14 protein-coding genes are annotated in these 25,915 nt (G+C 62.5%); 5 read left to right on the forward strand and 9 right to left on the reverse strand.

From position 1 onward, the window contains the following. Positions 1–197 precede the first annotated feature (197 nt). The gene (locus tag ABIE32_RS06560; protein ID WP_429014834.1) at positions 198–1,367 is read right to left on the reverse strand and encodes an alpha-hydroxy acid oxidase; all 1,170 of its coding nucleotides are present in this window, start codon (positions 1,365–1,367) and stop codon (positions 198–200) included. Positions 1,368–1,693: 326 nt separating this feature from the next. Between ABIE32_RS06560 and ABIE32_RS06565 the strand changes: the two genes are divergently transcribed. Next, entirely contained in the window at positions 1,694–3,355 is a 1,662-nt protein-coding gene (locus ABIE32_RS06565) for an L-lactate permease (RefSeq protein WP_429014835.1), read from the forward strand. Between the two features lie 110 nt (positions 3,356–3,465). Here the strand turns inward: ABIE32_RS06565 and ABIE32_RS06570 are convergent, their stop codons facing one another. The 3 genes from ABIE32_RS06570 to xdhA all read right to left on the reverse strand — a co-directional run bounded on the left by ABIE32_RS06570 (position 3,466) and on the right by xdhA (position 8,899). After that, complete coding sequence (locus ABIE32_RS06570; protein ID WP_184707627.1) at positions 3,466–4,767, reverse strand: NCS2 family permease; 1,302 nt, start codon at positions 4,765–4,767, stop codon at positions 3,466–3,468. A gap of 126 nt (positions 4,768–4,893) precedes the next feature. Then, on the reverse strand, positions 4,894–7,317 hold the full coding sequence (xdhB, locus tag ABIE32_RS06575; protein WP_429014836.1) for a xanthine dehydrogenase molybdopterin binding subunit: 2,424 nt from the start codon (positions 7,315–7,317) through the stop codon (positions 4,894–4,896). Between the two features lies 1 nt (position 7,318). Further along, on the reverse strand, positions 7,319–8,899 hold the full coding sequence (gene xdhA, locus ABIE32_RS06580) for a xanthine dehydrogenase small subunit (RefSeq protein ID WP_429014837.1): 1,581 nt from the start codon (positions 8,897–8,899) through the stop codon (positions 7,319–7,321). Between the two features lie 220 nt (positions 8,900–9,119). On the opposite strand from xdhA, the gene ABIE32_RS06585 reads away from it, so the two are divergent. Beyond that, positions 9,120–10,376: a lytic murein transglycosylase gene (locus tag ABIE32_RS06585; protein ID WP_224150030.1), complete on the forward strand. Its 1,257-nt coding sequence runs from the start codon at positions 9,120–9,122 to the stop codon at positions 10,374–10,376. 82 nt (positions 10,377–10,458) lie between these two features. Here ABIE32_RS06585 and pbpC read toward each other — a convergent pair whose 3' ends face one another. The 4 genes from pbpC to argH form a co-directional block, all read right to left on the reverse strand. Continuing rightward, entirely contained in the window at positions 10,459–12,726 is a 2,268-nt protein-coding gene (gene pbpC, locus ABIE32_RS06590; RefSeq protein ID WP_429014839.1) for a penicillin-binding protein 1C, read from the reverse strand. Further along, entirely contained in the window at positions 12,726–18,689 is a 5,964-nt protein-coding gene (locus ABIE32_RS06595; protein ID WP_429014840.1) for an MG2 domain-containing protein, read from the reverse strand. Before ABIE32_RS06595 ends, pbpC begins: the two co-directional genes overlap by 1 nt. A 187-nt stretch (positions 18,690–18,876) precedes the next feature. After that, the gene (locus ABIE32_RS06600; protein ID WP_224150033.1) at positions 18,877–19,869 is read right to left on the reverse strand and encodes a Bug family tripartite tricarboxylate transporter substrate binding protein; all 993 of its coding nucleotides are present in this window, start codon (positions 19,867–19,869) and stop codon (positions 18,877–18,879) included. Positions 19,870–19,932: 63 nt separating this feature from the next. Continuing rightward, entirely contained in the window at positions 19,933–21,390 is a 1,458-nt protein-coding gene (gene argH, locus ABIE32_RS06605; protein WP_429014842.1) for an argininosuccinate lyase, read from the reverse strand. A gap of 190 nt (positions 21,391–21,580) precedes the next feature. Between argH and ABIE32_RS06610 the strand changes: the two genes are divergently transcribed. The 3 genes from ABIE32_RS06610 to ABIE32_RS06620 all read left to right on the forward strand — a co-directional run bounded on the left by ABIE32_RS06610 (position 21,581) and on the right by ABIE32_RS06620 (position 24,774). Next, complete coding sequence (locus ABIE32_RS06610; RefSeq protein ID WP_224150035.1) at positions 21,581–22,615, forward strand: histidine kinase; 1,035 nt, start codon at positions 21,581–21,583, stop codon at positions 22,613–22,615. 74 nt (positions 22,616–22,689) lie between these two features. Then, positions 22,690–23,472, forward strand: a complete 783-nt coding sequence (locus ABIE32_RS06615) for a LytR/AlgR family response regulator transcription factor (RefSeq protein ID WP_429014843.1) — start codon at positions 22,690–22,692, stop codon at positions 23,470–23,472. A 288-nt stretch (positions 23,473–23,760) separates the two neighbouring features. After that, positions 23,761–24,774, forward strand: coding sequence for a DMT family transporter (locus ABIE32_RS06620; protein ID WP_224150037.1), 1,014 nt, complete (start codon positions 23,761–23,763; stop codon positions 24,772–24,774). 120 nt (positions 24,775–24,894) lie between these two features. Here ABIE32_RS06620 and ABIE32_RS06625 read toward each other — a convergent pair whose 3' ends face one another. After that, positions 24,895–25,830, reverse strand: a complete 936-nt coding sequence (locus ABIE32_RS06625; protein ID WP_429014844.1) for a ZIP family metal transporter — start codon at positions 25,828–25,830, stop codon at positions 24,895–24,897. Between the last annotated feature and the right edge of the window lie 85 nt (positions 25,831–25,915).

Raw genomic sequence — 25,915 nt, forward strand, 5'->3', positions numbered from 1 at the left:
TCTCGTCCTCCTGTGATGGGAATCGCCAACCAGCGGATGCCGTTGGCGATCGAACCAGTGTAGAAAGAGGAACGCGCCGAGCTTGTAGGACAAGGCGCAGGCGTTCAGAAACGCTTTCTATATTTTCAAATGATGACAAATACTTGCAACATGGCGTCCGGCGCGGGCCGCTGGCTCGCACGGCAGTCATTCGCGCCTCAACAAGGCAGAGGATAGGTTCCCGGCACCAGAATCTTGCTGTCCACCTGGTTGATGTTGGTGTGGCCGCAGAAGGCCATGGATACATCCAGCTCCTTCTGAATGATCTGCAAGGCCTTGGCCACGCCCTCCTGGCCGAAGGCACCGAGCCCGTACAGAAAGCTGCGTCCGATCAAGGTGCCTTGCGCTCCCAGCGCCCGGGCCTTGAGCACGTCCTGGCCGCTGCGGATGCCGCTGTCCAGCCATACCTCGATGTCCTTGCCCGCCGCCTGGGCGATGGAGGGCAGCGCGTCGATGGTGGCAGGCGCACCATCGAGCTGGCGGCCGCCGTGGTTGCTCACGATCAGGGCGTCGGCGCCCGTCTGCGCTGCCAGGCGTGCGTCTTCTGCCTCCATGATGCCCTTGAGGATCAGCTTGCCGCCCCAGCGCTTCTTGATCCACTCCACATCGCTCCAGTTCAGGCGCGGGTCGAACTGATCCGCCGTCCACGACGCCAGGGAGCTCACATCGCCCACGCCGTCGACATGGCCTACGATGTTGCCGAAGGTACGGCGTTTGGTGCCCAGCATGCCCATGCACCAGCGTGGCTTGGTTGCCAGGTTGATCAGGTTGCTGATGGTGGGCTTGGGGGGCGTCGACAGGCCATTCTTGATGTCCTTGTGGCGCTGGCCGAGGATCTGCAGATCCAATGTCACCTGCAGGGCCGAGCAATTGGCGGCTTTGGCACGGTCAATCAAGCGCTCCATGAATCCTCGATCACGCATCACATACAGCTGAAACCAGAACGGATGGCGGTCGGTGCCTGCGGCAACGTCCTCCAGCGAGCAGATGCTCATCGTCGAAAGCGTGAACGGAATGCCAAAGGCCTTGGCCGCCCGGGCCGCCAGAATCTCGCCATCGGCATGCTGCATGCCGGTCAGACCTGTCGGGGCAATCGCCACTGGCATGGAAACATCGTGCCCCACCATGGTGGTACGGGTGCTGCGGCCTTCCATATTGACGGCCACGCGCTGGCGCAGCTTGATTTTCTGGAACGCGGCCTCGTTGTCGCGGTATGTACTCTGGGTATAGGAGCCTGAATCCGCATAGTCATAAAACATGCGCGGCACGCGCTTCTGGGCCACTACGCGCAAGTCTTCGATACAGGTGATCTTGGATAAATCGGACACAAATCTTCCTCTGATGAATGCAGTGTTTGGTATAGGCAGCGTCTCATATGCTCGATGCGCCCCGTCATCGCCAACCCCAGTCGACTGTCACAAAAGCAACAGCTTGGGCGTTGGTTTATAAGGAGCTACGGGTTTTTCTGAACTGCAAACCAAATGTCAGCCCGACATTATGTCGAGGTTCGATAGCGCTGGGGCCTGCTCACATACCCTCGGAATCGCGCATGCCCTGGTCTCAGTTCCCATGACGGTTGCAGCACCACCTTGCCTTGGTTGCGCAGACTCCGAACACCTGCGCCGTGGAGCACCGCCACAACGAGGAGTCAGGTATGGTTTGGCAGCAGATCTACAACCCCCTGGGCAATATGGTGCTCTCCACCTTGCTGGCGGCATTGCCCGTCGTCGTCATGCTGGTGGGATTGGGCTTTTTACACCTCAAGGCGCATATCGCAGCGGGCGCGGGCCTGCTGTGCGCCCTCATCATTGCGATCGCCGTGTATGGGATGCCAGCCGACATGGCAGGGCGCGCCGCCGTGCTGGGTGGCCTCACCGGCCTGCTGCCCATCGGCTGGATCGTGCTGAACATCATCTTCCTGCACCAGCTGACCGAGCAGAACGGCAGCTTCAAGATCCTGCAGGATTCGATCGCCGGCATCACGGAAGACCGGCGCATTCAGCTGCTGCTGATCGCCTTTGCCTTTGGTGCCTTTTTTGAAGGCGCTGCTGGCTTTGGCACGCCGGTGGCCGTTACGGCCGCCATTCTGATCGGCCTGGGATTTTCTCCGCTGGCGGCCTCCGGCCTGTCGCTGATCGCCAATACCGCACCGGTTGCCTTTGGCGCCCTGGGCACGCCTGTCATCACACTGGCCAAGGTGCACGGGTATGACGTCATGGAAGTGACCGCCATGGTGGGCCGCCAGTTGCCTTTCTTCTCGGTGCTCGTGCCGTTCTGGCTGATCTGGGCCTTTGCCGGGCGCAAGGCCATGATGGAGATCTGGCCCGCCATCCTGGTGACCGGCCTGTCATTTGCCATTCCGCAATACCTGGTCTCCAACTTCATCGGCCCCGAGCTGGTGGACATCATTGCCGCCATTGTCTCGATGGTCTGCCTCATCGGCTTTCTGCGCGTCTGGCAGCCCAAGAACATCTGGCGCAGCACCTCGCTCAAAGGCCGTGACAATGGCGAAAGCGAGGGCGATGCACCGCGCGCCATCACCCGCCACTCTCGCGCAGACGTGATCCGGGCCTGGACGCCCTGGGCCATCCTGACCGTGTTCGTCTTCATCTGGGGCTTGCCCTCGGTCAAGGCAGCGCTCAATGGCCTGTTCTCACCATCGTTCCCCATGAGCGGCTTGCACAACATGATCGAGAAGGTGCCACCCGTCGTGCCCAATCCGACCAAGGAAGGCGCAGTCTACGTGCTGAACCTGCTGTCGGCTACCGGCACGGGGATCCTGCTGTCAGCCATTGTCGGTGGGCTGGTCATGAAGTACAGCCCGGTGGCGCTCGTCAAGCAGTTCTTCAAGACGATCTGGCTCGTGCGGTTTTCGCTGCTCACCATCGTGCTGATGCTGGCACTGGGAACCCTCACCCGCTACTCGGGCACCGATACGACACTGGGCCTTGCCTTCGCCAATACCGGCGTGCTCTACCCCTTCTTTGGCACCATGATGGGCTGGCTGGGCGTGGCGCTCACTGGGTCTGATACCGCATCGAACGTGTTGTTCGGCGGCATGCAGAAAGTGGCGGCCGAACAGCTGGGCCTGTCGCCCAACCTGATGGGCGCCGCCAACAGCTCAGGCGGTGTGATGGGCAAGATGATCGATGCGCAATCCATCGTCGTGGCTTCAACCGCCACGCGCTGGTTCAACCACGAGGGCGACATCCTGCGCTATGTGTTCTTCCACTCCATTGCACTGGCTTCCCTGGTCGGCATCTTTGTCACCCTGCAGGCCTATGTCTATCCGTTCACACTGATGGTGGTGAAGTAGCCGCAACATACGCTCCCGCACCCATAAGAAAAAGGCCGTCGCATGATGGCCTTTTTGCTACCCGGCGCACGGCGGGTGTGCGCCACAGCTCTCCGATCAATAGCACCTCATCAGTGCCCGCCGATATAGGCAAACTTGAAGAGGAAGAGCGCTGCGATGATCCACACCATCCAGTGCACTTCCTTGACGCGGCCGGTGAAGAGCTTGATGGCCGCATACGAGATGAAGCCGAAAGCCAGGCCATTGGCAATCGAATAGGTGAACGGCATCATCACGGCCGTGACGGCTGCGGGAATCGCCTCGGTCGAGTCATCCCATTCCACTTCCACCAGCTCCCTGAGCATGAGGCACGCCACAAACAGCAGCGCTGGCGCAGTTGCATAGGCAGGCACGGAGCCAGCCAGCGGCGCAATGAACAGGCAGGCGAGAAACAGCACAGCCACCGTCATTGCTGTCAAGCCTGTGCGGCCACCGGCCTGTACGCCCGATGCGCTTTCTACATAGGCGGTGGCGCTGGAAGTGCCGAGCAGAGACCCGGCAAAGATCGCGCCGCTGTCTGCCAGCAGCGAACGGTGGAAACGCTCCATCTTGCCCGGCACCAGCAGGCCCGCGCGCTTGGCAACGCCCATCAGGGTACCAGTCGCATCAAACAGCTCCACCAGAAAGAACACCAGCACCACGTTGAGGAAGCCGCTGGAGAGCGCAGTCTTGATATCCAGCTTCAAGAACGTCGGTTCGATCGACGGAGGCGCCGAAAACACGCCGTTGAACTGGTTGCCGCCAAAGAAGAAAGACGCCACCGTCACGGCCAGAATGCCGATCAGGATGGCACCGGGTACCTTCAGGCGGTCCAGCACGATGATGAGCAAGAAGCCCAGGCCGAACAGGATCACCGATGGCGAATGCAGGTCTCCCAGCGTCACCAGCGTGGCCTTGTCGCCCACCACGACGCCCGCACTCTTGAGAGCGATCAATGCAAGGAACAGACCGATACCGACGGTGATAGCCACCCGTATCGACTGCGGGATGCCCTTGATGATCTGCTCGCGTATCCGGAACACCGTGACCAGCAGGAACAGACAGCCGGAGATGAACACCGCCCCCAGCGCAGCCTGCCATGTGTAACCCATGTGCAGCACCACCACATAGGCAAAGTAGGCGTTCAGGCCCATGCCGGGCGCTATCGCGATCGGGTAGTTGGCGTACAGAGCCATCACGGCCGAGCCCAGCGCGGCAATCAAGCAGGTGGCGACAAACACCGCCCCCTTGGGCATGCCCGCGTCACCCAGGATGGAAGGGTTGACGAACATGATGTACGCCATGGTAAGGAAGGTGGTGAGGCCCGCCAGGACCTCGGTGCGCACGGTGGTGCCGTGCTCCCCCAGTTTGAAATATTTCTCCAGCCAGTTCATCGCTGCGTCTCCGTGTTGTTAATCGTTGGTGTGAAATGCATTTCCCTGATTGCGCAAAGCATGCTGCAAAACCTGCAAAAGGCGGCGAGTATCGCAGCAAGGCCTGCCAGCTGCATGCCCGGCCGCTCAAGCCCCTTGCTGCACGTTTTCTATCGCGTTCAAAACGGCCTCGGCAGTTGCAGGTGCTCGCAGCGGCGGACAGTTGCCGGGTGCGCCGCAGGCGGCCACTGCATCGCGAATCGCAAAGAACACCGAAAACGGCAGCAGCAGCGGTGGCTCGCCCACGGCCTTGCTGCGGTGGATGGTGTCGTGCGGATTGGCACCTTCGAACAGCTGCACGTTCAGCACCGGCGGGCAGTCGTTGGCCGTCGGGATCTTGTAGGTACTGGGCGCATGCGTCATCAGCGCGCCCGTCTTGGGGTGCCAGACCAGCTCTTCCATGGTGAGCCAGCCCATGCCCTGCACAAAGGCCCCTTCCACCTGACCGATATCGACGGCAGGGTTGAGTGACTGACCCACATCGTGCAGCACATCGGCACGCAAGAGCTTGCTCTCACCAGTCAAGGTGTCCACCAGCACTTCACTCACGGCGGCTCCGTAGGCAAAGTAGAAGAAGGGGCGGCCATGCATGGTCTTGCTGTCCCAGGACAGGCCAGGTGTCGCGTAGAAACCGTCCGACCACAGCTGCACCCGCTCCAGGTACGCCTCCTTGATCACGTCTTCAAAAGCCAGGGTCTTGCCATTGACCTGCACCGTGTCGTTGGCAAAGCGCACTGCATCGGCTGCACCGCCGTGGCGCTCGGCCATGCAGGCCGCCAGGCGCTCGCGGATCTGCCGCGCCGCATCCTGCGCGGCCTTGCCGTTCAGGTCGGTCCCTGTCGATGCCGCCGTGGCCGAGGTGTTGGCCACCTTGGTGGTATCCGTCGCGGTGACGCGCACGCGCTCGAAAGCCACGCCCAGCTCATGCGCCACGACCTGGGCCACCTTGGTGTTCAGGCCCTGGCCCATTTCCGTGCCACCGTGGTTCACCAATATCGAGCCATCGTTGTACACATGCACCAAGGCCCCGGCCTGGTTGAAATGCTTGACGTTGAAGGAGATGCCGAACTTGACCGGCGTGAGCGCAATGCCGCGCTTGAGCACCGGGCTTTGCGCGTTGAATGCGGCCGCCGCTGCCCGGCGCGCCCGGTAGTCGCTGCGCGCTTCCAGCTGCGTCACCAACTCGTCGATGATGTTGTCATCCACCACCTGGCCGTAGGGCGTGACGTTGTGCTCGTTCTTGCCGTAGAAGTTGGCGCGGCGTACATCCAGCGGGTCCTTGCCCAGCTGGCGTGCAATGGAGTCCATGATGTTCTCCATCACGATTGCACCCTGCGGCCCGCCAAAACCGCGGAAAGCGGTATTGCTCTGCGTATTGGTCTTGCCCATGAAGCCTTGCATGCGCACATTGGGCAGCCAGTATGCATTGTCGAAGTGGCACAGCGCCCGCGTCATCACCGGCGCCGACAGATCCGCAGAATGCCCTGCGCGCGACACCATGGTCACCTCGGCACCCACGATGCGACCCGCGTCGTCGAAGCCAATGTCGTATTCGTACCAGAAGCAGTGGCGCCGCCCCGTGATCATGAAATCGTCATCCCGGTCCAGACGCAGCTTGATGGGGCGCCCCAGCTTGCGGGCTGCCACCGCCGCAACACAGGCAAACAGCGCCGATTGCGATTCCTTGCCGCCAAAACCTCCACCCATGCGCCTGCATTCCACATGCACATCGTGCGCGTGCACGCCCAGCGCATGCGCGACCAGGTGCTGCATTTCACTCGGGTGCTGGGTGGAGCAGTACACATGCATGGCCTGCCCTTCCTTGGGAATGGCGTAGCTGATCTGGCCTTCCAGATAGAACTGTTCCTGGCCGCCCACTTCCCACTGGCCTTGCAGGCGGTGGGGTGCGTTCTCGATGGCCTGCGTGGTTGCACCTGCCTGCGCCTCTCGCGTCAGCTTCATCGGCGGCACCACATACTGGCCGCGTGCATGGGCCTGCTGCGGAGTCAGCACCGGCTCGGCCGCTTCCACGCTGGCAATCTTCTTGGCCAGCGCCGCTGCCCGTCGCGCGGCCTGTCGCGTGCGTGCAAGCACGGCAAACAGGGGTTGGCCCAGGTAACGGATCTCGCCATCGCACAGGATCGGGTCATCGTGGATGATCGATCCGCAGTCATTGACACCGGGAATGTCAGTCGCCGTCAGCACAGCCACCACATCGGGCATGGTGCGCACGGCATCCAGGTCCAGCCCCAGCAAACGTCCATGGGCTATCGGCGCCAGGCCCAATGCGCAATGCAAGGTGCCTGCCAACTCGGGCATGTCGTCAATGTAGGCGGCCTCGCCTGCCACATGCAGCGCAGCCGATTCGTGGGTGCGACTGATGCCGACGCGACGTCCCTGTTGCAGTGCCTGCGCTTCCGTATCGGTATCGATGCGCAGCGCCTGGTTGTCGCTGTAATGGGCAAAGGCCTCTGCACCCGCCAGCAGCTGTTTGGGAATTGCTTGGTTCATGTCAGGCTCCTTGCTCGCTGGTAGAGCGCACCACATGGGGCATCACCGACCACACGGTGGTATCGGCACTGGCAAGCGGGGCATCGGCCCTCGTCTCCAGCCACAGCCGCTGCAGCAGGTTTTGCGCCACTTTCATACGGTAGGTGTCGCTGGCGCGCATGTCGGTCATCGGTTGAAAATCCTGCGCCAACGCCTGCTGCGCAAGCTTGACGGTTTCTGCCGTCCATGGCTGGCCCAGTACAGCAGCTTCAGCCTTGGCCGCGCGCCTGACAGTGGCTGCCATGCCTCCAAACGCCATGCGCACCGCCTGCACCTTGCCTTGCGCATCCAAGGCCACGGCCAAGCCTGCGCACAGTGCCGAAATATCGCAGTCAAAACGCTTGCTGATCTTGTAGGCTCGCACCTGGAAATTCTGCTGCCGCAGCTGCGCCAATGGCACCACCAGGCCCTGCACGAACTCTCCGGGCTCCATCTGGTTTTTCATGTAATCCAGATAGAAATCAGCCAACAACATCCGCCGCACGCGCTCGGCCTTGCGCAGCACAATCTCGGCATCCAGGGCCATCAGCACCGGGGGTGCGTCGCCAATCGGCGATCCGTTGGCCACATTGCCACCCATGGTTCCTGCATGGCGCACCGGCGGCGATGCAAAACGCAGCCACACATCCTGCAGGCTGGGAAAGCGCTGCGCCAGCGCAGCCCAGGCGTCTTCCAGAGAGGCTCCGGCGCCGATATGGAGCGAACCGTCGCGCTCCTCGATCTGGCGCAGCTCGGCCACGCGGCCAATGGCAATGATGTCGCCCAGCTCGCGGAACTGCTTGGTGATCCACAGGCCTACGTCTGTAGTTCCAGCAATCAGCCGCGCCTGCGGAAGCTGCGCGCGCAGACGAGCCAGACTCTCCAGGCTGGCAGGGGCGTGGAACTGCGCCGTGCCATCGCTGTACTGCCAATCCGCATCGCTGTGCAGAGACTGGAGTGCAGCCACGACAGGCGCCGTATCGAGCTGGCGAGCGGGCAGATCGAACATGCGCTGGCCCGCATCCAGAATCGGCCGGTAGCCGGTGCAGCGGCACAGGTTGCCCGACAGCGCATCGGCCAGTTGCTGCCGGGTGGGAGCAGGGCTGTGTTGCGCCTGCTGCTGTTCGTAGACAGACCACAGAGACATCACAAAACCCGGAGTACAGAACCCGCACTGGGAGCCGTGGCACTCCACCATGGCCTGCTGCACGGGATGCAGATCGGCGCAGCCCGCATCAGCCTGCGTCGGCTTGCAGACGGTTTTCATGTCTTCCACGGTGAACAGCGCCTTGCCATGCAGATTGGGCAGCAGCTGGATGCAGGCGTTCACGGTCTGCAGCTTCAGGCCCTGCACTGCCTGCGGATCGCCGGCTTCGGCAAGTTCAGCCACCAGCACGGTGCAGGCGCCGCAATCGCCTTCATTGCAGCCCTCCTTGGTGCCATGGCAATGGGCATCTTCGCGCAGCCAGTCCAGTACGGAGCGGGTAGGCGCCGTGCCATCGACTTGCGTGATGCGGCCCTGGTGATAAAAACGGATAGGTTGGGGTACGGTCGGCTGGCTCATGGTGGGTATTGCCATGCCCGGCTGGGCACACGGCTTCAAATTTCCTATCAGCGTAGTGTGCCGCGCCGCCCAGCGCATAACAACCCGGCGATAAGCGCTATTGCCCAGCCCATATAGTTTTGGGTTAACCCGTACAAATTGAGGCATTTCCCGCCATGACAGTGGTCGTCCGTACAGGGTTTACCAGAGTGCGCGTCACCAAACAGGTATATTGCGCAGCATGAACTTTCGCCGCACCTCCCTTGCCTTGCCCCAGCTTGCCTTGCTTGCCAGCCTGGGTTTCTCAGCCCCGGCCGCACTGGCACAAGCCAGCCCGCCGCAAGAGCCACCCCAGCTCAGCAGCGCGGAGTTTCAGTCCTGCCTGTCGGAGCTGCGTGCCAGCAAGGCCTTCGCCGCCATCACCCCGGCCACGTTCACGCAGTACACCGAGCACCTGCAGCCCGATGCCACGGTGCTGCCGCTTCTGAATCGCCAGCCCGAGTTCAGCATGCCGGTGTGGGACTACCTGGCGGTGCTGGTCGACGACCAGCGTGTGGCCGATGGCCGCGCCGCCTACTCCAAGTGGCAGGACACGCTCGCCAAGATTGAACAGAGCACCGGCGTCTCCCCTCAGATCGTGGTGGGCGTGTGGGGCGTTGAGAGCAATTTCGGCCAGAACCTGGGCGGCCGTTCGCTGGTGCAGTCGCTCGGTACCCTGTCCTGTTTTGGCCGTCGCCAGGCCTACTTCCGCGGCGAATTCGCCAGCGCGCTGCGCATTCTGCAGGAAGGCCACATCGCAGAATCCAAGCTGGTCGGGTCATGGGCAGGCGCATTTGGCCAAACCCAGTTCATGCCATCCACGTTCTTTCGCAGCGCGGTCGATTTTGACGGTGACGGCCGCCGCGACATCGTGGACAGCGTGCCCGATGCGCTGGCCTCCACGGCCACGTTCCTGAAGAATGCCGGCTACCGCCCAGGGCAACCCTGGGGGTTTGAGGTGAAGCTGCCCGCCAACTTTGACGCCAGCGATGCAGGGCGCAAGAACAAAAAGCCCATTGCTACCTGGCGCGCTGCAGGAGTGACACTGGTGAACGGCCAGCCACTTCCCGACAGCCTGCCCACTGCCGGGTTGATGATTCCTGCTGCCGGTGGCCCGGCCTTTTTGGTGGGGCGAAACTTTGATGCGCTCTACAGCTACAACGCATCGGAAAACTACGCGCTGGCCATTGCCCAGCTGTCGAACCTGGTGGCCAGCCCCGCTGAAAGCCGCACCGGCTTTGTCGCAGCCTGGCCCACGGATGACCCTGGCCTGTCACGCGCACAGAACAAGGAACTGCAGCAGGCGTTACTCGCTCGCGGCTACGATATCGGCAGCGCTGATGGCATGATCGGTGCCAAGACGCGCGAAGCCATCAAGGCCGAGCAAACCCGCCTGGGACAGAAGGCCGACGGCCGCGCCGGCCAGAAGCTCCTGCGCGCCATCTCTGCCAGCAACTGAAACAGGGTCATGCTGTGGCAGCAGCATGCCGTATATACGGTCCCCAAACGGGCAAGCTGCCAAAGCCGCTTTTCATACAAGTTCAGCGCTTGGACTGTTTCACACCCGCGCCCCGCACTTCGAGCCGGATGCTGTCCAGGACCTCTCCCTTGGCATTGACCAATTCCACCTGATGGCGCCCGGGCCACGGCAACCAGGCCCAGCGCGCACCGCGGGCCACTTCTTTGCCATCCATGCGCCAACGTGCCGATGCGCTGTCTGCCACGAACTGCAGACGCTGGCGGTCCGGCGGGATGTCCGGATCGACCGCTACGATGGTGCCGTTCGCTGGCGCCACGATGCGTGCGAGGGTCGGCGCCTGCGCATCGCCCGGTTGGCGGCTCGCGGGCAACTCGTCCAGGCCGCTCGCCTGGCCATCGAGTGCAAATCGCTTTTGTGCGGTGCCAGCCAGAAACCACTCCTGGCGCCGCGCTTCCAACGCAAAACCTGCACCAGATTGCTCTTCAGGGGCCGGACCAAAATCCACCCATTGGACCGCCACGCCCGCAGGTGCCTGCGGCGCGCGGCTGGGCCGGTCGCGGTGCAGAAAACCCATCATCGCCGCCCACATGGGCGCCGCACCGCTGGTGCCGCTTACCGAATGCATGGCCGCACCGCTGGCATTGCCCACCCACACGCCCACGGTGTAGCGATCAGACCAGCCAATGGCCCAGTTGTCGCGCATGTCCTTGCTGGTACCGGTCTTGACCGCCGTCCAGCTACGCGTTCCCAGCACGCTGCTGGTGCCAAACGTACGCACGCGGGCGTTGTTGTCGGCCAGCATGTCGCCCACGATGAAGGCCGCGCCCGGATCCATCACCTGTTGGTACTGCGGCTTGGTGGCAACGGCTGTGATGGATGGGGCGACCGCGCTATAGCGCCCGCCATTGGCCAAAGCACGGTAGGCATTGGTCAATTGCAGCAGCGGAATTTCCGGGCTACCCAGCGCCAGGCTATAGCCAAAATAGCTGCCCGATTCACGCATGGGCATGCCCAGGTGGTTCAATTGGTCAAAGAAATCATCGACCCCTACCATCACCAAGGTGCGCACAGCCGGCACATTGAGGGACGCGCCCAACGCCGTTCGCACTGATACCCAGCCTTTGAAGCTGCGGTCGTAGTTTTGCGGAATGTAGAGGCCGCTGGCGGTAGGAATGCGCGCCGGCGAATCCTCGATGAGCGAGGCTGCCGTGAGCTTGTGCTCCGCAATGGCCTGGCCATACAAAAACGGCTTGAGCGTGGAGCCCGGCTGTCGGGGGGCCAGAACAGCATCCACCTCGTCAGCCTGGCTCAGCGCGCCCGATGACCCGACCCAGGCCAGCACCTGGCCCGTGGCGTTGTCCAGCACCAAGATCGCGCCATCCTGCACATTGCTCGTGCGCAACTCCTGCAGATGCTGGTTCAGCGTATCGACAGCAAAACGCTGCAGCGGCGCACTGACCGTGGTTCGCAGGCTGGCTACACCTTGTAGGCGCGATGCAGCCACTTTGGTGTCGCGCTGCTCACGCAGCGCAATGCGGCTGAAGTGAGGCGCGATGCCGTTGCTTGCTTCAAAGGCCCGCTTCTTGAGCGCCACCTCGGTGAAGAACACCACGGCGTCACAATCCACAGAGCCAACACCAACACCGACGCCCGCGCGCATGTCTTTGAGAACGCCGCAGGCCCGCTGCCCTACCTGCACGGGGCGTGCGTTTGGTGCGCGCACCAGCGCGGCGGCCACTGCGGCTTCACGGTCATCCAGCCCATGTGGCGCCTTGTCGAACAAGGTGCGCGAGAGCGCGTCGATGCCCACCATCTCGCCGCGAAACGGCACCAGGTTGAGGTAGGCCTCCAGAATCTGGGTTTTGCTCCAGCGCCTATCCAGCACCTGGGCCGCCACGGTCTGTCCCGCCTTCTGCACCACACTGCGCCCCCCGCTACTGCGGCGCCAGTCGCCATCCAGCAAACCGGCCAGTTGCATGGTGATGGTGCTGGCACCGCGCGTGCGCTGGTTCCACAGGTTGCCCCAGGCTGCAGCCGTTACCGCCGCCCAGTCCACCCCACTGTGTTCAAAGAAGCGCCGGTCTTCGCTCAAGACCATGGCAGTGCGCAATGCGGCGGAAACCTCCGTCAGCGGCACCCAGTCGCCCCGCCGCACCGAGGCATCCGTGCGCACGCGCTGCAGCAGTTCACCCTCGCGCGACAGCACGCGGGTTTCCGACGATTTGAAATCCTGCTGAACTTCGGCAAAGCTGGGCACCGCATATGCCAGCGGTGCGTGCGCCAGCCATACCATGGCCAGCGCACGCAAGGGGTTGGTCCATCGCTGCATCACTTGCCCGCTGGCACCACCGTCATTTTGGCGTTGGGCACCATGCCAAACATCTCGGGCGCGTACAAGGCTTCGATGCGGGTGGCAGGCATGGCGAACTCGCCCGTGTTGTTGACGCGGAAGCTGTACTGCAAGCTGAGCTTGCCCTGCGGCAGGTACCCATAGTAGGCGCGGTATGCCTCGAACGAACGCTCCTCAAAGGCCTTCCAGCCCCAGCCGGTGGATTTCTCGCCATCGGTTGCCAGCGCCGAATCGCGGCCGAGGCCACTGCCCAGAATGGTGGCGCCGCCAGGCACTGGGTCGGTGATCGCAACCCAGGTCATGTTGGCGCTGGCATTGACCTCCAGCGTCACCCGCAGCACATCGCCACGCGTGTACTGGCCTGCCGGCAGGCTCTTGTTGGCCTGTTCCACTGTTGTGATGGTCTTGCTGATGGTGTAGCCAGCGGACAGTTGCGACTTGAGCGGTATCGCTGCCTGCGACTGCACCGTCAGCCACGGCTTGCCCGTGCCCTTTTGCTGCACCTTCAGGCTTTGCTGGCCATTGGCCCAGGGCAGATCCATCGTGTTATTCAACCATGGCGAGATCTGCTCCGTCGGACCCACGGCACGCTTGCCGCCCTGTGCCAGCAGCTCGATCGCATCCGGCGCCTTGGTGATGCGGCTCCAGTCCACCGACGCACTCTTGCCTCCCATGCTGGCTTCGGTCGTACCCGTCACCGGTTCAGACTCATACATGCGCGAGAAGCGCTCCAGCGCCATCGCGCCCCACAGGTTCGCAGTGGTAGTGCTCCAGGCACCGCTCTTCTGGCGACCGATGAAGCTGCTGGCCAGGCGAGGCAGATCATCCTTCCAGGCAGGATCACCCATGATGACGAGCATGAAGCGCGCCAATGTGGTGTCGCCGTTTTGCATCAGCCACCACCAGTAGTCGTTGTTCTCGTTGGCGAACAACACCTTGGTGCCCTGGTAGCTCAGGCGCGCACGCAGAATCTGGTTGGCCTCTTCCATCAGCTTGGTGCGGTTGGGCGCATCCTTCATATTCTGCAGAATCGACAGCCAGTCCACCACAGCCTGCGTGGGCCAGTCGTTGGGGGCGATGTTGATGCTGGTGAGCATGCGCGGCTGCGCCTTGCCGTGCAGGGCAAGTGCACTGATGGCGGCAATCTTGCGCACATCCAGGTCCGCGCGCGGGCTCCAGAACTTTCGCTCGATCTTGCCGTCAACAAACTTGCCCAGCGCCGCAGCCATGCGGTCCAGCGAAGCGACCGGCAGCGCAAACTGTGGATCGATCTTCTTCATCTCAAACGAGGCCTGCAGCAGGTATGCAGTCAGGGTATCGCTGCCGGTATTGCTGCTGCCGGGTTGCGGCGGGAAGTAGTTGGCCAGGCCATCACCATCCAGGTAGGTGGGCAGGCGGTCCATGGTGTCCTTCCACATCGCTGCATCGCGCAGGCCGATGGCCTTGCTCGATTTCTGCTCCAGGCATGCATAGGGGTAGTTCACCCACCAGTCCCGCACGCCAGGCAAGCCTTCGGCCAGGCGCGGCACCATCGACAGCTTGAGGCCACCGCGCCCGGGTAGCGCGTCAGCCGGCGCACTCACCGGCATGTCCACAACACCATCGACCTGCACCAGGGTCGCTTGCAGGGTGGTGACGGCCACTGCAGGCACCACGCGCTGGCTGACCTTGAGCGCATCAGCCGCGTCGCCATTCTTGTCCTTGGCTGCAATTTCCCACAGCAACTCGCCCTGGCGGCTTTGCGACATATCGGCAGGAGCCGTCACCGTCCACGACACCAGCTTGGCATCTCCTGCGGGGATTTCCACGGTCTGTGGCTCCAGTTGCAGCAAGGTTGCCTTGGGCGTGACGACAACCTGCATCGGCTTGGAGGTTGTGTTGCGCAGGGTAACCTGCGCGTCGTATTTGTCACCATCGCGCACCAGCGGCGGCAGGCCGCTGATGATCTGCAGTTCCTGCGAGGTGCGGATCTGCGTGCTTCCGGTACCGAACAACTCCAACCCGCTGTCGGCCACCGCAACGATCTTGAAGCTGGTGAGTGCATCATTCAGCGGCACATCGACCTCGGCCCGGCCATTGGCGTCCAGAATCACGTCGGGCTTCCACAGCAGCAAGGTGTCGAGCAGTTCGCGGGTCTGGCCGCTGCCGCCGCCGCCACCTGCCGCCACGGCCTTGCGGCCATAGTGGCGCCTGCCGATGATTTCCATCTGCGCCGTCGAAGTCTCCACGCCCCAGGCGCGCTTCTGGTACATGGCGTCGAGCAGCGCCCAGCTGTCATTGCGCTTGAGTTCCAGCAGGGCCTGATCCACCGCCGCCACAGCCACGCTCGCACCAGCCGCTGGCTTGCCATTGGGCAGCTTGGCTTCGATCGTCACCTTGGCAGTATTGCGGATGCGGTAGTTTTCCTTGTCGCTCTTGACCGTGACGGCCAACTGGCGATCGGCAATGCCCACACGGATTTCGGCCGCACCCAAGCGGTACGCAGGCTTGGACAGATCCACCAGCGCCGTCGGCGCCACGTATTCCTTGCCTTCGTACCAGAAGGCCGTCCACCATTCACGCGGCGATTTGAAGCCCCAGGTAAAGAAGCTGTACCAAGGCACATCGCGCAGGCGGCCACGCAAGGCCATCACGCTCACGTACACATTGGGGCCCCAGCCTTCCTGCACCTTCAGGTGAACGGTAGGGTCGTCACCGCGCAAGGTCATCACCTGGCTCTGGATGATGCCTTCGCGCTCCACCGTCACCAGCGCCGTTGCCTCACGGAAGGGCATGCGTACCTGGAAACGGGCGGTATCGCCCACCTTGTACGCTTTCTTTTCAGGCAGCAGATCCATGCGGTCGTTGTCATCGCCGCCAAACCACAGCTCGCCTTGCTTGGTCACCCAGACGGAGGTCGCCGCCTGCGATATGCGGCCCTTGTCGTCCTGCGCTTCTGCAATCAGCTCGACCTCGCCGTTGTCCTTGAGCTGGGTGCTGCAGTCGAGCATGCCTTTGGCGTCGCTCTTGCCGCTGCATACGGTGCCCAGGTCCTGAAAGCTCTCATGGTTTTCGTAGCTGTAGAAGCCCCCCACCATGCGCTTGCGGGTGGAGGTGACGATGCGCGCCACAGCCTTGACCTGCAGCTTGACACCCGAGACCGGTTTGCCCGAAGGTGTCAGTGTCAGCGCCTGGAAGGAGAGCTTCTTGTCCGTCGATGCCCAGTTCTCGGCCTTGATGCCTGCCACCACGGCAGCGGGCCAGATCACGCTGCTGTGGCTCAGGGTCTGTACCTCGCCATTGGGGTCTGAAAAGCTGGCTTCCAGCAGCAGATCCTGCGGTGCTTTCGATGTTGGAATCTTATCGATGACTGCCGTACCCGTGCCGTTCGCATCCAGAGTCAGCGGCAGCTTGTCGGCGATCACCCGGCGATCACTGCTGTAGTCCTCGCTGTCAGCGCCGGGCAGCCTGCCGCTGAGATGAGGACGGCCAAACGAGAAGCTGTCGTAATCCTCAAATCCCGTATAGTGCAAGCCCACTGCAGCCGATACCGTAACGGCCTGACGCGCTGCTGCGCCGCCCGACAGGTACGCCAGTTGCACCTGCGCACCCAGTTTGTCCGGTTGCACGACAGGGGCTGCCACGTTGGGCGTCACACTGCCCTTGAGCACAGGAAGACGGAACTCTTCGACACGGAACGAGCCCGTGCCGAGCTCTTGCGAACCCCATTTGCCCTTTCCACCCTTGAGGCTGATGTTGTAGGTTCCCAGCTTGGCCGATTTGGGAATCTTGAACTCCGAGCTGGCAGACAGGCCACTGCCCGGACGGCTCCATTGCAGCGGCAGCTCAAACTCATCGTTGCTGCCCTGGTGCGTGATCACCACGGTGCCAGGCAGTTGCTCCTTGTCCACCAGACCCAGACCATTCAAGGTCTGGGTACGGATGATGTGCTTCATCGACACGGTCTCGCCCGCGCGCAGCAGGCTGCGGTCGAGGATGGTGTGGGCCACGACATCCTTGAGCGGGCTGGTGTCGGTTTCCAGGTTGTAGCGCCAGCTCTCGATGCCACGCTGCCAGTCGGTCCAGACAAAGGCCATGTCGGGGTTGCCATCGACCGTGGCACGCGCACTCACAAAATAGGCGGAACTGGTGTCGTCCTGCGGCCCCAGGCATTGAACCGAGCGCTGGGTCTGCAGCTTCTCAAAGCGCGCAATGCCATCCTTGTCGGTGGTGGCCATCTCCAGCGTCTTGCCATCGCAGCTGGATACGCGCACCTGTGCGCCCGGCACGGGCTTGCCTTTGTCCAGGCTCGTGACCCAGGCCATCGAGTTCTCCCGACCCAGCTTGAAATGCACACCCAGATTGGTGACCAGGGCCGAGGTGCGCACATACATCACGCGTCTGGCGGCTTCGTAGCCTGTATTCAGCAGCGCATCGCCCAGCATCGGCGAGGCGATCTCGACCACATGGAAACCCGTGGGCAGCGGAATGCCCACCACCTCAAATGGCCGGGGATCCTTGCTGTCGGACTTGGGCAGCGCCAGCTTCTTGCTGCCGCCCTGCCCCTCCAGCAACGAGAGCATGCGAGCCTCCACATCGTCCTTGCTGCCATCTGGCAGGGGCTTGGGCAGTGGCGTTTTCGAATCCTTGGCAGCGTCGGTGCGGCGGACCGATTTCCAGCCGTCGTAATACTGCACCTTGTAGTACCAGCGGATGATGTCCACATCGCTTTGCAACTGCAAGGTACTGACCGTGCCCTTGTCTTCAATGGCAACATTGCTGAGGTTGAGATCCTGCTCCACATTGCGCAAGGTCACCGGCAGGATGGCCGGTCCCTTGTCGCCCTCGGCAAAGCGCTCCACCACGCCAAAAGGTGCGGCAGCGAACTTGGCGAGCGGCGGCATCAACCCGATCTGCACCTTCAGGGGAAAGAGATTGGCGTTGCTCAGCTTGCGGTCGTGCACATCCTTGAAGCCCGAGGGCAGCACGATGCGCAACTGGTCTTTCTCGGCAAACGGGGGCGCAAAATCGACGCGAGAGACTTCGGTGTCGTCGTCGCCGTCTTCCACATCGGGCTTGAGCGGGCCCTTGGAGGTCTCCAGCCGGATGTCCCTGGCCAGCTTGCGGCTGATTGGTGCGCTGAACATCATCGCCAGCGGACGAATCGGCAGGCAGCCCGATTGCGCATTGGCGCGTTCGCAGGTGAATTCCGCAGTGAATGGCGGCCGCACGCGATAGTTGAAGCGGCGTTCACGCTTTTGCAAGACCCCATTGTGCGTACTGACGCCAGGGCCGATCACCAGGCTCATTTCCGCGCCGTCGGGAAGTGCACGCTGGCATTGCAGCGCCACAAAACGCTGCGGGTACCGCGCCAGTTCGTGCTTGCCAAACTCATGCACCATGAAGGCCTGCGACTGCGCAGCGCTGAGCAATTTGACAGGGATGCGCTCACCAATGCCCTTGACGGCGCACCAGCTGCTGCTCTCGACCGTCTTGTCGATCACGTCGGCATTGAACTGCAGGCCAAAATACTGCTGCGTATCCAGATCCTGGTAGCTGCTCGGTGCGTTGCGCACCACCGACGGCCCGCCGGTGCCAAAACGGTACTGTGCTGCACCCTTGACCGGCTCGCCGGCTGCGTCCTTGAGACCCGCGACCTTGTCCACCGTGCAGTTCACACCAGGCGGAAGATCATCGGCCAGATCCAGCACCCATTCCTTGGGTCCTGTCCAGCGGCCAGTGGCCTGGCTGATTACCTGTTTGTTGTCGCAATCGATCTTGACCGGAGCGGTCGCGCGCAGGTCGCCCATGGGCACCACAGGCGCATCGAATTTGACGACGACCTGGCGCACCCGCGCCACCTCACCCTGTGGCGATACCGCCGTGATCGTGGTGGCATGCGCGCCTGCCGCCAGCGCCGCCCATCCCAGGCCAGCCAGCCAGTGTTGTATTCGTTGATTCACAAAGCTCTCCCCTTGGATGGCGAGAGCGTACCAAAATTCCCCCTGGCAACGGGCCTCTTTTCAGGGGGAGCGCTGAACACGATCAATGCGTTGCATTTAGCAACATATATGGCAACATTGCCATCAACAACAAAAAGCCCTGCTATTACATAACAGCAGGGCGCATTCAGCTATCAAAAAATGAGTGCTACTGCGGCTTGAACCCGCTGTCGTGGATGATGCGCTGCCACACCCCGGTATAGGCCTTCTCACGCGCCAGCAATTGCTCGGGCGTCATGTAGCCCACGGACAGGCCCATGGCCACCAACTGCGCATGCACATCGTGCGCGGCCACAGCCTTGGCCACGGCCTGCGAGACTTCGTTCACCATTTCCGCCGGAGTTCCAGCAGGGGCGTACATGCCGTAGTAAGGCATGTCTTCCAGGCCATTGAGGCCCAGCTCGCCAAAGGTGGGCACATCGGGCAGCAGTGCCTGGCGCTTGCCGCCCAGCACGGCCAGCACGCGAATCTTGCCCGCCTTCTGGCTTTCGATGAAATCCTGCACCGAGCCGATGCCAGCCGGAATCTGGTTACCCATCATGTCAGCCAGCATGGGCGCGCTACCACGGTATGGTGCCGATACCAGATCGGTCTGAAAGCGCTTGTTGATGACCTGCACCAGAAACTCAGGCGTGGATGCAGGCGCGGGAATGCCCACGGCGCTTTTTCCGCCCTGCTTCCTGACCCATTGCAGGTACTCGTCAAACGACTTGACGCCCAGACCCGAGGGTACGGCCAATGCATTCACAAAACTGGCAAAGCCCGCCACAGGCACAAAATCCGCATGCGGATCAAAGCCCGGGTTCCTGACGACCTGGGGCAGGATGGAGATCGTGTGGTCGTGCGTGACAAAGAAGGTGGAGCCGTCTGCAGGCGACGCCTTGAGCAGCTGCGCCGCAATCTGACCACCTGCACCGGGCTTGTTCTCCACCACCACCGAAGTGCCCAGGCTGTCCTTCATCTTCTCGGCCAGCAGGCGGGCAATGGCATCGGTTCCGCCACCGGGCGGAAAACCCACCAGCAGACGCACCGGTTTGCCCTTGTTGTAGGCAGCAGCCCAGCCAGGCTGGGCGGACAGGCCTGCGGCGGCTGCGCCTGCAGCCAGCAAGCGCGCAGAGAAGTGGCGGCGATTCAGTGTCATACAGGCTTTCGGGCTTTCAGGCTTTGCAGGTGCAAGCGGAAGTGGCAGTGGGTTCGGGCGCGGTCAACCCAGGCGTGCCTGGTGCTTGGCCAGTTGGGCTCGCACCTGCACAGGCGCGGTACCACCCAGCGTGTTGCGTGCATTCAGCGAACCTTCCAGGCTCAGAGCGTCGAACACATCGGCCTCGATATTGGGATTGAAGGCCTGCAGCTCGGCCAGCGGCAGTTCGGTCAGATCTACGCCCTTTTGCGTGGCCAGCTTGACGGCATGGGCCACGGTTTCGTGTGCGTCGCGGAAAGGCAGGCCCTTCTTGACCAGGTAGTCGGCCAGGTCGGTGGCCGTGGCGTAACCCTTGAGTGCCGCAGCGCGCATGTTGCCTGCATTGACCGTGATGCCACCGTCCTTGGCGCCCGTGACCGGGTTCACCTGGCCGCCGATCATCTCTGCGAAGATGCGCAGCGTGTCCTTCAAGGTGTCCACGGTGTCGAACAGCGGCTCCTTGTCTTCCTGGTTGTCCTTGTTGTAGGCCAGGGGCTGGCCCTTCATCAGGGTGATCAGGCCCATCAGGTGGCCGACCACGCGGCCAGTCTTGCCGCGTGCGAGCTCAGGCACGTCGGGGTTCTTCTTCTGGGGCATGATCGACGAGCCGGTGGTAAAGCGGTCAGCAATGCGGATGAAACCGAAGTTCTGGCTCATCCAGATGATCAGCTCCTCGGACAGGCGCGAGATATGTACCATGCACAGGCTGGCGGCAGCGGTGAATTCGATAGCAAAGTCTCGGTCGCTCACGCCGTCCAGGCTATTCTGGCTCACGCCTTCCATGCCCAGGGTGCGGGCCACGCGCTCGCGGTCCAGCGGGTAGGTGGTACCCGCAAGGGCGGCGCTGCCCAGCGGCAGCACGTTCACGCGCTTGCGCACGTCCAGCATGCGTTCTGCATCACGCTTGAACATTTCCACATAGGCGAGCAGATGGTGGGCAAAGCTCACGGGCTGGGCCACCTGCAGGTGGGTGAAGCCGGGCAGGATCACATCGACATTCTTTCCCGCCACTTCGACCAGCGAACGCTGCAGCTCCATAAGCAGGCCTTCGATCAGATCGATCTCGCCACGCAGCCACAGGCGCACGTCGGTGGCCACCTGGTCGTTGCGGCTGCGGCCGGTGTGCAGCCGCTTGCCAGCATCGCCCACCAGTTGGGTCAGGCGCGCCTCGATGTTCAGGTGCACATCTTCCAGGTCCAGCTTCCAGTCGAAGCTGCCCGCCTCGATCTCGGCGGTGATCTGGGCCATGCCTTTTTGAATGGCTGCAAAATCCTCGGCAGCAATGATCTTTTGGGCCGAGAGCATTTCGGCGTGCGCCAGACTGCCCTGAATGTCGGCCTGCCACATGCGCTTGTCGAAGAACACGCTGGAGGTATAGCGTTTGACCAGATCGCTCATAGGTTCGGAGAACAGGGCCGACCAGGCTTCTGCCTTGGTGTCGAGCTGGTTGTGCGAAGAAGACGAAGCTTGTGGTGTGGACATGGAGTTCGCGATATTCCGGTTAAGCTGCCAGCTGCGCCGCTCTGCGGCACAGACCCAACACGACCCACGCCTACGGGAGAGAAGCGCCTTGCGCATACCCGTTCGCGTCGGTCCTGCCAAAAAACACTGCGCCCGACAGGCAAAAAGCCCGGGGAGCAAAACCTTTTGATTCTATAGAGTCTGCCAGGCCATGCCACCATCATCAACTACTACCGCTGCACGTGATGTCATCGTTGGCACGGCCTATGTATTTGATGCGTGCACGGCCAGCGTGATCGGGCGCACCGTACTGCTGGTCGAAGCGCTTGCCGCCATCGCCGTGGGCTTTATGTCGGCTGGCGTGAGCGAATGGTTCTTCCAGTTGGCGCTGGTCACGGCGGTGATTCTGCCCGCCTGCCTGCTGTGGCTGCTGGTGGCCTGCCAGCAGAAAAAACTGTTGCAGCGCTGCAGCATCCGCGTGCAATACCTGGCAGGTGCCACATGGGGGGCGGTTTGCGGGCTGGCTGCGGCCCTCCTCTACCAGTGGGCGACGATGGCGCCACGCATGCCATGGCTGGCCAGTGCCGCAGCCGGGGGGTTTGTTGCCGCCATGGTGGTGGTGGGCCTGCAATGGCGTGCCCAGGGCCGCACACCGGCGGCAACCACGGCGCGGCTGGCCGAGTTGCAGGCGCGCATCCGCCCGCATTTCCTCTTCAATGCGCTCAACAGCGCCATTTCACTGGTGCAAGACCATCCGCACAAGGCCGAAGCCATGCTGGAAGACCTGAGCGACCTCTTCCGCCACGCCCTCACCGAGCAGCGCGAGGCCTCGACGCTGGCCGAGGAAGTTCAGCTCGCGCAGCGCTATCTCTCGATCGAGCAGGTGCGCTTTGGCGACCGCATGGAGGTGCAATGGAATCTGGATTCGCGCACCGATACGGCCACCGTGCCGCCCCTGTTTCTGCAGCCGCTGGTAGAAAACGCCGTCAAACATGGTATCGAGCCCAGCCATGGCAACGGCCGCATCCGCATTGCCACACGCCGGCGCGGCAGCCGGGTGCATGTACAGATCATCAACACCATGCCGCGCCCGTTTGCGGCACCCCAGCCCGAGCGCCGCCCAGGCACCGGAACGGCCATTGCCAATGTGAAAAAACGCCTGCGCCTGTTGTATGACCTGGAGTGTGACTTTCAAGCCACGATCAAGGATGGCACCTATACAGTGCACATCAGTTTTCCTGCTTAAACAAGTTATGAGCGGCGTCAAACAATCGCCTATCGGCATTGGCAGTGTCTTTCAGTCCGCATAGCATGTCGCCCATGCGAATTCTGATTGTTGATGACGAAGCCCTGGCCCGCAGCCGGATGCGGCGCCTGCTGATAGAGCGTTGCCCTGCCCCGTCTGCCATCCTCGAAGCCGCCAACGCCGCTGAAGCGTTGCGCGCCATCGACAGCGCTGCCAGCATGGGCGCACCGTTTGACGTGGCCTTACTCGACATCCACATGCCTGGTCAGAGCGGGATGGAACTCGCACAGGTACTTCAGTCTTGGCCCCACGCGCCTGCCATCGTATTTGTTACCGCACACACCGAGCATGCGCTGTCGGCATTTGAAGTCAGTGCCATCGACTACCTCACCAAACCCGTACGCCGCGAACGGCTGGATGCAGCGCTACGAAAAGTAGAGCTATTAGCGCAAGCCAGATCTGTCAAAATTGCTAAAAATATCAAGGACAGCAGCGAATCCGCCGCAGACGCTGATGAAACACTGCTGATCACCAACCGTGGCAACACCGAGCGCGTGCGCCTGGCGGAGGTGGTGTATTTCAAATCCGAGTTCAAGTACGTGACCGTGCGTACCTCGGCCCATGAATACCTCTGGTCAGGCAGCCTCAATGAGCTGGAAGAGCGCTACGCCGACCGCTACCTGCGCGTGCACCGCAATGCATTGGTGGTGCCCGATGCCATCCGCAGTCTGGAAAAGGCCAGCGATCCCGACGATGTCGACGGCTGGCAATTGCGCCTCTTTGGCATTGAGGATGTGCTGCGCGTATCGCGCCGTCAACTGCCGCTGGTGCGCGCCCTGCTGGCCAGAAGCCGCTAGCCCTGCGGGCACGGTGGGATAGCCCCGTCGCGGCAGGGCACGCGCAGCTGGGCGACAATACCGGCGATCATCCTCCTTGCATACGCATCGCTGGTGCGCATGTTCGCGGTGTTTCACTGCTATATGTGCATAGGGCTTGCCGGCAACGGCATCCCTGAGACGCATGGGTGTGGATGTCGCTTTTCAGGGCTGGGGCAGACAGCAGTGCGCAAAGTGCACCCTGGGCACTCCACTGGGGCCATGCCCCGGGGAGGCTTGACCCGTGCCAGCCATCCCTTCATTCGTGCCATGCAATCCACTCCCTCAGACGGCAACCGGGCTTCACCCACTTCCACTGCAGCACCCGGCCCGCTGCACCTTTCGCCAGCCACCAATATTCCGCGCGGGGTGGCCTACGCCGCCGTTGCCGGGGCCTGCTGGGGCTCGATGCTGCTGGTGCCCGCGCTGCTGCCGGACTTCAACCCTCTGGCCATCACCAGCGCACGCTTCATGCTGTACGGACTGATGTCGGTCTTCATTCTTGCACCGCTGGTACGCAGGCTGCGGCCACGGGTCACGCGAGCCGATATGGGTGCACTGATGTACCTGGGCCTGACCGGCAGCATTCTGTATCTGGTGCTGATGGCCACCGGCGTGCAGTGGGCAGGCATGGCCATCACCACCCTCATCATCGGCATGGTGCCGCTGGCCATGCCCATCATGAACCGCAAGCAGGCGGGCGCCCTGCCCCTGCGTCGCCTGCTGGGGCCCATGCTGACCGTGTGCGCCGGCATTGTGCTGATCAATGCCCATGAGTTGCTGGCCGCAGACGAGGCCGCACGCCCGGTCTGGCGCGTGCTCGGCGGTGTGGCAGCGGCGTTTGCCGCACTCGTCATCTGGTCTCACTACGCCATTCGCAATGCGCATTACCTGCAATCGGGCCGCTTCACGGCACTGGAATGGTCGTCGATGAGCGGCGTGGCCGTCGGTATCTGGAGCGTGCTGCTGTGGCCCCTGGCGCTGTGGTGGCAGGCCCGCAGCGGTCAGCAGCTGGATGCCGGGCGCTGGCAGATGTTCTGGCTGGTGAACCTGGCGGTCTCCATCCTCGCATCGCTGTTTGGCAACTGGATGTGGAACGCTGCCACGCGATTGCTGCCTATTTCGCTGTCAGGCCAGATGATCGTGTTCGAAACCCTGTTTGCGCTCTCCTACAGCTTCATCTACCTGCAACGCGGCCCCAACTGGCAGGAGCTGACCGCCGCGGCGCTGATGATCGGCGGCGTGTGCTGGGCCGTGCAGCGCCACCAGCCGGAGAATCATTGAATTTCTGGCATCTATCGCTTGATGGATAAGCGCCATAAGCTATCAAAATGAAAGCAAAGGCCTGCTGCATTACGCAGCAGGCCTTTTTGATTCAACGCTCGCCACAGCGCGAAAGCTCCTTCAGTGTGCGTGCCCTTCATGTCCATCGTGCGCCTCGTGGCCGCCATGGCCCTCATGCTGCTCGGTATGGTCGTGGCCGGCATGACCGTGCGAGCCATGGGCCCAGGTGCTCACGGCGCTGACCACCACCATCCCCACCGCCAGCCAGGCGACCTGCTGCACGGTTTGACGAGCGGTCAACTGCCGCTGCAACTGCGGGATCAGATCTGCCAGCGCCACATAGATGAAGCTGCTCGAAGCGATGGCCAGAAAGTACGGCAGAAAGCCATCCAGCGAGCTGACCAGAAAATAGCCCACCACACCGCCCAATGCCGTCACCGCCCCCGCCAGCGACAGCTTGAGCAAGGCCACTCCGCGCTGGCTGCGGTTGTCATTGCCGGCCAATACCACCAGATCACCCATATGGTGCGGCACCTCATGCGCCAGCACCGAGATGGCGGCAACGATGCCCAGGCGCATATCGGCCATGAAGGCGGACGCGATCAGGATGCCGTCGCCAAAACAGTGCACGCTGTCACCCGTCAGCAGCGACCAGCCGCCCGCCGTGTTGTGGTGGTGCGCATGCCCATGGCCTTGCGAGGCCGGAGCATGATCGTGGTGCCCATCACCATGGCTGTGGCCACGCTCCTGGGGCGGCGCGTGGCGGTGTTCATGACCATGGTGCCAAAGCTCGGCCTTGTCCAGCAGAAAGAAGAAGACCAGCCCCAGCAGCAAGGTCACGAACAGCGCCTTGGGGTTGATCTGGCTCTCGAACGCCTCGGGCAGCAAATGCACAAAGGCCGTGGCCAGCAAAGCGCCCGCCGCCAGGCTGAGCAGGTGCTGCGCACCAAAACGACTGTCTTCGCGGCCGATGCCACTGCGCATCAACGCGGCCGCAATCCATACGCTGCCCAGGCCGGCGGCAAGCGTCGCAAGCACGATTGCTATCAAAGTCATTGCAAACTATCCAATAAATAAAAGTGCGAATGGCAAAACTACCGCCAAACCCATTTTGAAGCTGCAAATGGTAGCACCTTATTGC

Origin of the sequence: Comamonas sp. 4034 (assembly GCF_050434545.1) — a bacterium.
GTDB lineage: Bacteria > Pseudomonadota > Gammaproteobacteria > Burkholderiales > Burkholderiaceae_C > Comamonas > Comamonas odontotermitis.

Coding starts and splice junctions, on each gene's coding strand:
- ABIE32_RS06565 (WP_429014835.1), top strand. CDS start 1,694: ATGGTTTGGCAGCAGATCTACAACCCCCTGGGCAATATGGTGCTCTCC.
- ABIE32_RS06570 (WP_184707627.1), bottom strand. CDS start 4,767: ATGAACTGGCTGGAGAAATATTTCAAACTGGGGGAGCACGGCACCACC.
- xdhB (WP_429014836.1), bottom strand. CDS start 7,317: ATGAACCAAGCAATTCCCAAACAGCTGCTGGCGGGTGCAGAGGCCTTT.
- xdhA (WP_429014837.1), bottom strand. CDS start 8,899: ATGAGCCAGCCGACCGTACCCCAACCTATCCGTTTTTATCACCAGGGC.
- ABIE32_RS06585 (WP_224150030.1), top strand. CDS start 9,120: ATGAACTTTCGCCGCACCTCCCTTGCCTTGCCCCAGCTTGCCTTGCTT.
- pbpC (WP_429014839.1), bottom strand. CDS start 12,726: ATGCAGCGATGGACCAACCCCTTGCGTGCGCTGGCCATGGTATGGCTG.
- ABIE32_RS06600 (WP_224150033.1), bottom strand. CDS start 19,869: ATGACACTGAATCGCCGCCACTTCTCTGCGCGCTTGCTGGCTGCAGGC.
- argH (WP_429014842.1), bottom strand. CDS start 21,390: ATGTCCACACCACAAGCTTCGTCTTCTTCGCACAACCAGCTCGACACC.
- ABIE32_RS06610 (WP_224150035.1), top strand. CDS start 21,581: ATGCCACCATCATCAACTACTACCGCTGCACGTGATGTCATCGTTGGC.
- ABIE32_RS06615 (WP_429014843.1), top strand. CDS start 22,690: ATGCGAATTCTGATTGTTGATGACGAAGCCCTGGCCCGCAGCCGGATG.
- ABIE32_RS06620 (WP_224150037.1), top strand. CDS start 23,761: ATGCAATCCACTCCCTCAGACGGCAACCGGGCTTCACCCACTTCCACT.
- ABIE32_RS06625 (WP_429014844.1), bottom strand. CDS start 25,830: ATGACTTTGATAGCAATCGTGCTTGCGACGCTTGCCGCCGGCCTGGGC.